Genomic DNA, 6,740 nt, shown 5'->3' on the forward strand with positions numbered 1-6,740 from the left:
AACGGAGATATCATTATAGCTACACAGGATGTGGGTGTATATAGGGATCAATATACATTGTATAGAAACGAAACTTGGAACATTAAAACTCCGGAAGATGCTGAAATAGTTAAAGTGCTATTGTACTTCAATTACAATTGGGATACATCATTCTTCCCTGATGGCTGGACATTGGAATTCAACGGCCATGATATTCTCAATGAGTATATTTCTCATGAGATGGATAGGGGTAACCTTGGTATATGGGGAGCATACAACTATGGACTTTTAGTATTTGATGTCACCGATTTTTATAATGTAAATGCAAATAACAGCTTTGTAATTAATAAAACAAAATATTGTGCTTTATATCCATCTACCTTGTATGTATTGTATAATTTAACTAACAGCAATACTGTTAAAGATGTTTATTTCAGCGATATTTGTGATGTATACTATCCATTATATAATCCAAGCGGTTATGATGATTTGCTTAAGTTTGTTGTTAACTTCAATGATGTGGATTTAACCAATTTGATTGAAGCCAATTGGTATGTATTCTCCGGATCATCCAGTTTGAATAATAATTTAAGCTTCAATAATGTTACAGCAGTGAACCCATTTGCAGGTTATAGTCCTAATGATTGCCGCCCGTATGTATTCAATGTAACCGGAAGCATCAGTCAAAATAATGAGGCTTGGTTTATTTCTTGTCCGCAATCATCAACTACAGTTGCCTATGAACAGGTTTTGGTTGTTGAAAAGAAAGTGAAAACAAGCATTAAATTTGATTTTAATAAGTTAAATATGGTTGTCGGTTCAAAGGTTACTGTTAATCCAACTGTTTATCCGGCAATTCTAAATGTAACCTATATCTCCAATGATACAAGTGTTGCAACAATTGACGAAAACGGTATGATAACCGCTGTTAAATCCGGAAAGGCGCTAATTACAGCAATTGTCGGAGACGGTGTGGAATATCCTATTGGCAGCACCGATTTTGTGGTAACAGTCAAAAAAGACACAATAATTAAAATTGATTCTACTTCTACTCGTGTAGCGGTTGATTATTCTGCCGGTGAAAGGGGTGCCTTTTTGTATGCTGTTTTAAAAGATATTGACGGCAATGTTTTGTCAAATAAATTGGTTAAAATAACTTTCAATGGGGTAAGTCATAATGTAATCACTGATAGTCAGGGCAGAGCAGGTTGGAAGATAAGTGTTTCTACCGCTAAAGCCTACACATATTCAGTCTCCTTCCAGGGTGATGACAACTACAATGCAGCCAAACCTGCTTCAATAAAATTTACCGTGACTAAAAAGTCAACTTCTATAAAAGCTTCTAACAAAGCATTTAAAGCTAAAACAAAATCCAAAAAAATCAAAGTGACTTTAAAAACAGTTAAAAACAAAGTCAATGGTAAAACTTACCTTAAAAAAGGTAAAAAAATAACTTTAAGAGTCAACGGTAAAACTTATACTGCAAAAACTAATGCCAAGGGTGTAGCTAAATTTACCATAAAATTGACTAAAAAAGGTAAATTTAGAGCAGCAATTAAGTTTAAAGGGGATAAAACCTACAAGGCTTGCACCAAAAAAATATTAATTCGAATTAAATAAGGAGATTAATTCTCTTTATTCCTTTTTTATTCAGTGAATGTATACAATTTTTGTCTTATTTTCAAATTATCGTAATACTTTTTTATATTTTTTTAATTAATTAGTAATAATTTAGTTAAATTTATTAATATTTTTTTTTATATTTATATAATGTAACTAAATTTAGTTATTTTAATTCATTTATTTATAAGGAGGTTTTTTTTGATACATAAAAAATCGATTCCATTGTTGGTATTGATGTTTGTATTGGTGCTTTCCATTTCCGCGGTATCTGCTGCTGACAGTGACAATGGCACTGTAGCTATTGCAGATGAAAGCGCTGAAATACTAGATGCCGATATTGATGATGGAAGTTTGGAAATTGATAATGTTGATGATGGAGCTTTGGAAGCTGATAATGATGATGCATTAAGCTATCCTAGTTCCTCAAGTGATTCATGGATAAAATTTGATGAAGATGAAATAACTATCAATGAAGGGGATAGTTATACAATTCATGGTACTCTGTATTCTGGAAATTCCAAGAATTCAAATGGTAATTTCGGTGTATTGTATAGTGGAGCTAATAGCGGTAGTGTATGGATAGACCGCGGTGAATTCAATCTTGATATTTCATCATGGAATCTTCCTGCAAGTGCTACAAAGTATAAACTAACATTTACTCCAGAGGATTCTATGGAGTATTTCATTGAGTTTGTGGAAATGGGTAATCCAGAAATGGTTGAATCATATGTTTATATTACAGTTAATTCAGCATCAGCTCCTTCAACTGGTACTGTTCACGCTTCTGTAACATCCGATAATGCTGGTGTGCCTAACGCGAAAGTAGTGTTAACTGGCAGTGAAACATACACAGGCACTGCTAATAGACAAGGTGTTTGCGACATTGAAGATGTTCTTTATGGAGATTATACTGTTACAGTGACCGCCAATGGTTATGAAGAACTCACCAGTACAGTCACTGTAGATGGTGATGAGATTAATTTACCATTAACTCTTACTAAAATAGACCCATTGTGCGGTGAGGATGATTCCGGTATTTATTTAACTTACGATGGTGTTGTTTCTGGTGATGCTGTGATATATAGTGCAAATCCATGGGAAACTAGCGGTAGTCTTCAGGTTACTCTTCCGGGTGCTGTTAAAGATGTCAAATATGCAATCGTTATTATAAATTCTTATTCCGGAAGTGGAAGTTCTGAAACTTATGCATTACATTCAGATGTTACTTTAACAACTGATTCAACCACAACTTTAGGCTCTGAGGATTTATATTATTATGGTGTTCAAACAAACGACCCTAACATTTATGTAATAAATGACCATACTACCAAACAGTATTCAGATTATCAGTATGTTTATGATATAACAGATACTGTTGCTGCTTTAAATGCTGGAAGTTCTCTTACTATTAATGTTGCAAATTCCAGATATGGTTCTTACGGTTTTGATGCAAGAATCAAAATGATTACTTTGTTCCTGGCTTATGACGATGACGATAATGATAAAATGACCTATTGGTTTGGTATCGGTCAGTCTTGGACTCAAGGCGAAAGACATGAAATCATTCCTACTGCTTCTTATGAATTTGACAGCTGTAACATTACTTTAGAGACCATTGCATTGTCCAGTTATTATGCTCAAGAGTATATGATTAATGGAGAATTATTAAACGATCCTATTGAGGTTTTAAAAGGCCCATATTATATCCATGCTTATTGGGATACTGATGAGTGTTATATAGGTGATTTCTTCCCAGAGGGTGACGATATGGACTTTTCATTCGGCGCTAGCCAAGAAGGATGGGGATCCTATAAAACAAATCTCTTGTTGTTTAAAGAATTTGAAGAAGAACCTTTAGGTGATGTTTATATTAGCGTAACAGATGCTGATGGCCCTGTAGAAAATGCTAATGTAGTTTTATCTGATGGTGAACGTACTTATACAGGCACTACTGATGATTTAGGTTTAGGTACTATTGACACTGTTCCTTATGGGGATTATACTGTTACAGTAACTGCAAATGGTTATGAAGACTTTACCGGTACCTTTACTGTAAACGATTTCGCGAATGATTTAGATGTAACTCTTACTGCTCTACCTACACACAGTACTGTTCATGTTTCTGTAGTCTGCAATAACATTGAACCTATTGCTAATGCTAATGTAGTTTTATCTGGTGACAATACTTACACTGGCACTACTGATGATGAAGGTGTCTGTGATATTCAAAATGTTCAATATGGTGATTATACTGTTACAGTAACCGCTTCTGGCTATAAAACACTTACCAGTACAGTTACTGTAGATAGTGAAGAGATGGATTTACCATTAGCTATTAAAGAAAACATTCCAACTACAGTAAATAAAATGTATTTATTTGATACTGGTGTTGTTTCCGGTGAAGCTAAGATAATCAGTGTAAATCCATGGACTACCAGTGGAAGTCTTGTATATACACTTCCTGAAGGTCTTACAAATATCAAATCTGCTATTGTGATTATAAATTCCTATTCTGGAAGTGGTGATTCCAATACTTATGGATTACATTCAGATGTTACTTTAACAACTGATTCAACCACAACAATCGGTTCCGAAGATTTAGTTTACACAGGCAATCAGGCAAGTGACGATACAGTTTATACAATTAATGGCCATACAACTAAACAGTATTCCGATTACCAATACCATTATAATATAACTGGTGCTGTTGCCACTTTAAATGCTGGCGATTCTATTACAATCAGTGTTTCTAATTCCAAAATTGCTGGTAGAAACGGTTTTGATGGTAGAATTAAAATGATTACTTTGTTCTTGGCTTATGATGATGGTGATAATGACAACATTACCTACTGGTTAGATGTTGGTCAACATTGGACTGGTGGCAGTGATGTTCAAACAGATGCTCTTACTACCCGTTCATACACAGGTCCAAAAGATAATCTTACCTTACAAAACATTGCATTGTCCAGTACTCAAGCTAAAGATTTCAAATTGAACAATAACCTTATTGGCAATCCTACAACAATCCAATCAGGCAGTTTCTATATCAATGCTTATTGGACTTCTGAAAACAATGGATTAAGCGATTACTTCAGACAAGGTTCAAACACAAACTTCGGTTACACCAATAACGGAGGATCCTATAAAAACGTTCTTGTTTTATTGACCGCAACCGAAAAAGAAGTAATTCTTCCTGACATTGTTGTTAATGCATTAACTACTCCATGGAGCGAAGGAGTCTTTGCAGGTGTTGACAACAATTTAACAGTAAAAATCAACAATCAAGAAACCGATGCTGTAGAAAACGTTGTTGTTGAAGTTGTAAGCAGCGAAGGAAATACTGTAATTGCAATCGAAACAATTGATTCATTAGCTAGTGGAGTCACAACTTTGGTTATAAATGACCCTACCATCAGAGACATCACAGAACAAACAGTCAGTGGTCAATACAACAATAATCTTGTTACATACACTGTTAATGTAAAATATGGTGATGTCGTTTTAGACTCAAAAACATATAATAAGAAAATCGCATATGATGGTTATTTAAATAAAACCTATGCATATGACGGTCATGATAATCAAGTTAATAGAGTTTACACCATTGATGGGGACATTATTATAGCCTCACAGGACATTAGCAAATATGCAGACCAATTTACTAGGTCCAGAACTGAAACCTGGGACATCACTCTTCCTGAAGGTGCAGAGTTAGTCAAAGCTTTCCTTTACTTCAACTATAATTGGGATACATCTTATTTCCCAAATGGTTGGACTTTAACATTTGATGATGCTGATATAACCAACGATTATATTGCACTTGAAAAAGACCAAGGAAATCTAGGTTATTACGGAGCTTATGGCTATGGTCTTGCTGTATTTGACGTAACTGACTACTTTGTTGATGGTGAAAATACCTTTGTAATTGAAAAAACCGGTAACTGCGCATTATATCCATCTACTTTAATGGTTTTATATAATCAACCAGGTAGCACTCAAATTAAAGATGTTTACTTTACTGACATCTGTGATGTTTTATATGGATATTATAATGAAGAATATGCTGGAAAAACAAACGTATTTGTCCCATATGAAGATATTAATTTAACTGACATGACTGATGCATCCTGGTATGTATTTGCAGGTTCAGCAAGTGGAAGCACTGATGGAAACTTATTGTTCAACGGCAAAGAATTCAATAGTATTTGGAGCAGTTATTCAAGTGACAATACCTGTTTCGCATATCTAGCTAATGTAACTGACGTTATCAGTGAAGATAATGATGCATGGTATTTAACCAATCCTAAAGCTATGACAACTGTTGTTGTTTATGAACAAGTATTGGTTGTTACTAAAGCAAAACAAGTACCTGGTGCTGAAATTGCTATGAATAGTGAATATACTTCTGTTCCTAGTGTTTATGCTGGTGTTGAAAACAGATTAACTGTAAAAGTTAAAAACAATGGTAATGTCGATGGTGAAGATGTTCTTGTTAATGTTTTCATTGGTGATCAGTTAGTTGGTAGTGAGACTATTGCTGATTATGTTGTTGGTGAGACTTATACTTTGAATTTCGTTGATACTACTATTAGGCCTGTTACCGAAAATACTGTTATCGGTAATAATAATGAGAATGTTGTTTATACTGTTGTTGTTGAAGATGCTAACGGTCCGATTAATAGTGATGATTTCTCATTTGTTATCGTTTATAATGGTAATTTAGGTAAGGATTATGCTTATCCTGGTGCTGACCCAACTGTAAGGGAGTACACTTTCGTTGGTGATGTCGTAATTGTGAATGGCAATACTTATATTAATGCTAAAACAACTAATAGGACTGATGTTCTTGCTGTTGATTTAGGTGACGGTAGTGTTAAAGAGGCATTGTTATATATTTCATATAACTGGGATAATGTTGCTACTGGCGACTTTAATTCTTGGAATACTACTTTCAATGGTCAAGTGATTGCTCCTATTGCTAATTATCGTGATCAAGGTAACTTAGGTAACTATGGTACTCGTGCTTACGGTTTAGTTGTTTATAACGTAACCGGCCTTGTTGTTGATGGTGACAACACCTTTGTTTTAAACAAATCTTATAATGGTGTTGCTGTTTACCCAACTTCATTGATTGTATT

General features: G+C 34.4%; 2 protein-coding genes. Both read left to right on the forward strand.

Annotated elements, in window-relative coordinates; all coding sequences use genetic code 11:
* Window positions 1–1,599, forward strand: a 1,599-nt coding sequence (locus tag ACJROP_RS09060; RefSeq protein ID WP_406535150.1) for a DUF3344 domain-containing protein, incomplete at its 5' end; no start/stop codon positions are given.
* Window positions 1,600–1,800: 201 nt separating this feature from the next.
* On the forward strand, window positions 1,801–6,740 hold a 4,940-nt coding region (locus tag ACJROP_RS09065; protein ID WP_406535151.1), incomplete at its 3' end, for a DUF3344 domain-containing protein.

It is taken from the genome of Methanobrevibacter sp. (assembly GCF_045220775.1).
Classification (GTDB): Archaea; Methanobacteriota; Methanobacteria; order Methanobacteriales; family Methanobacteriaceae; genus Methanocatella.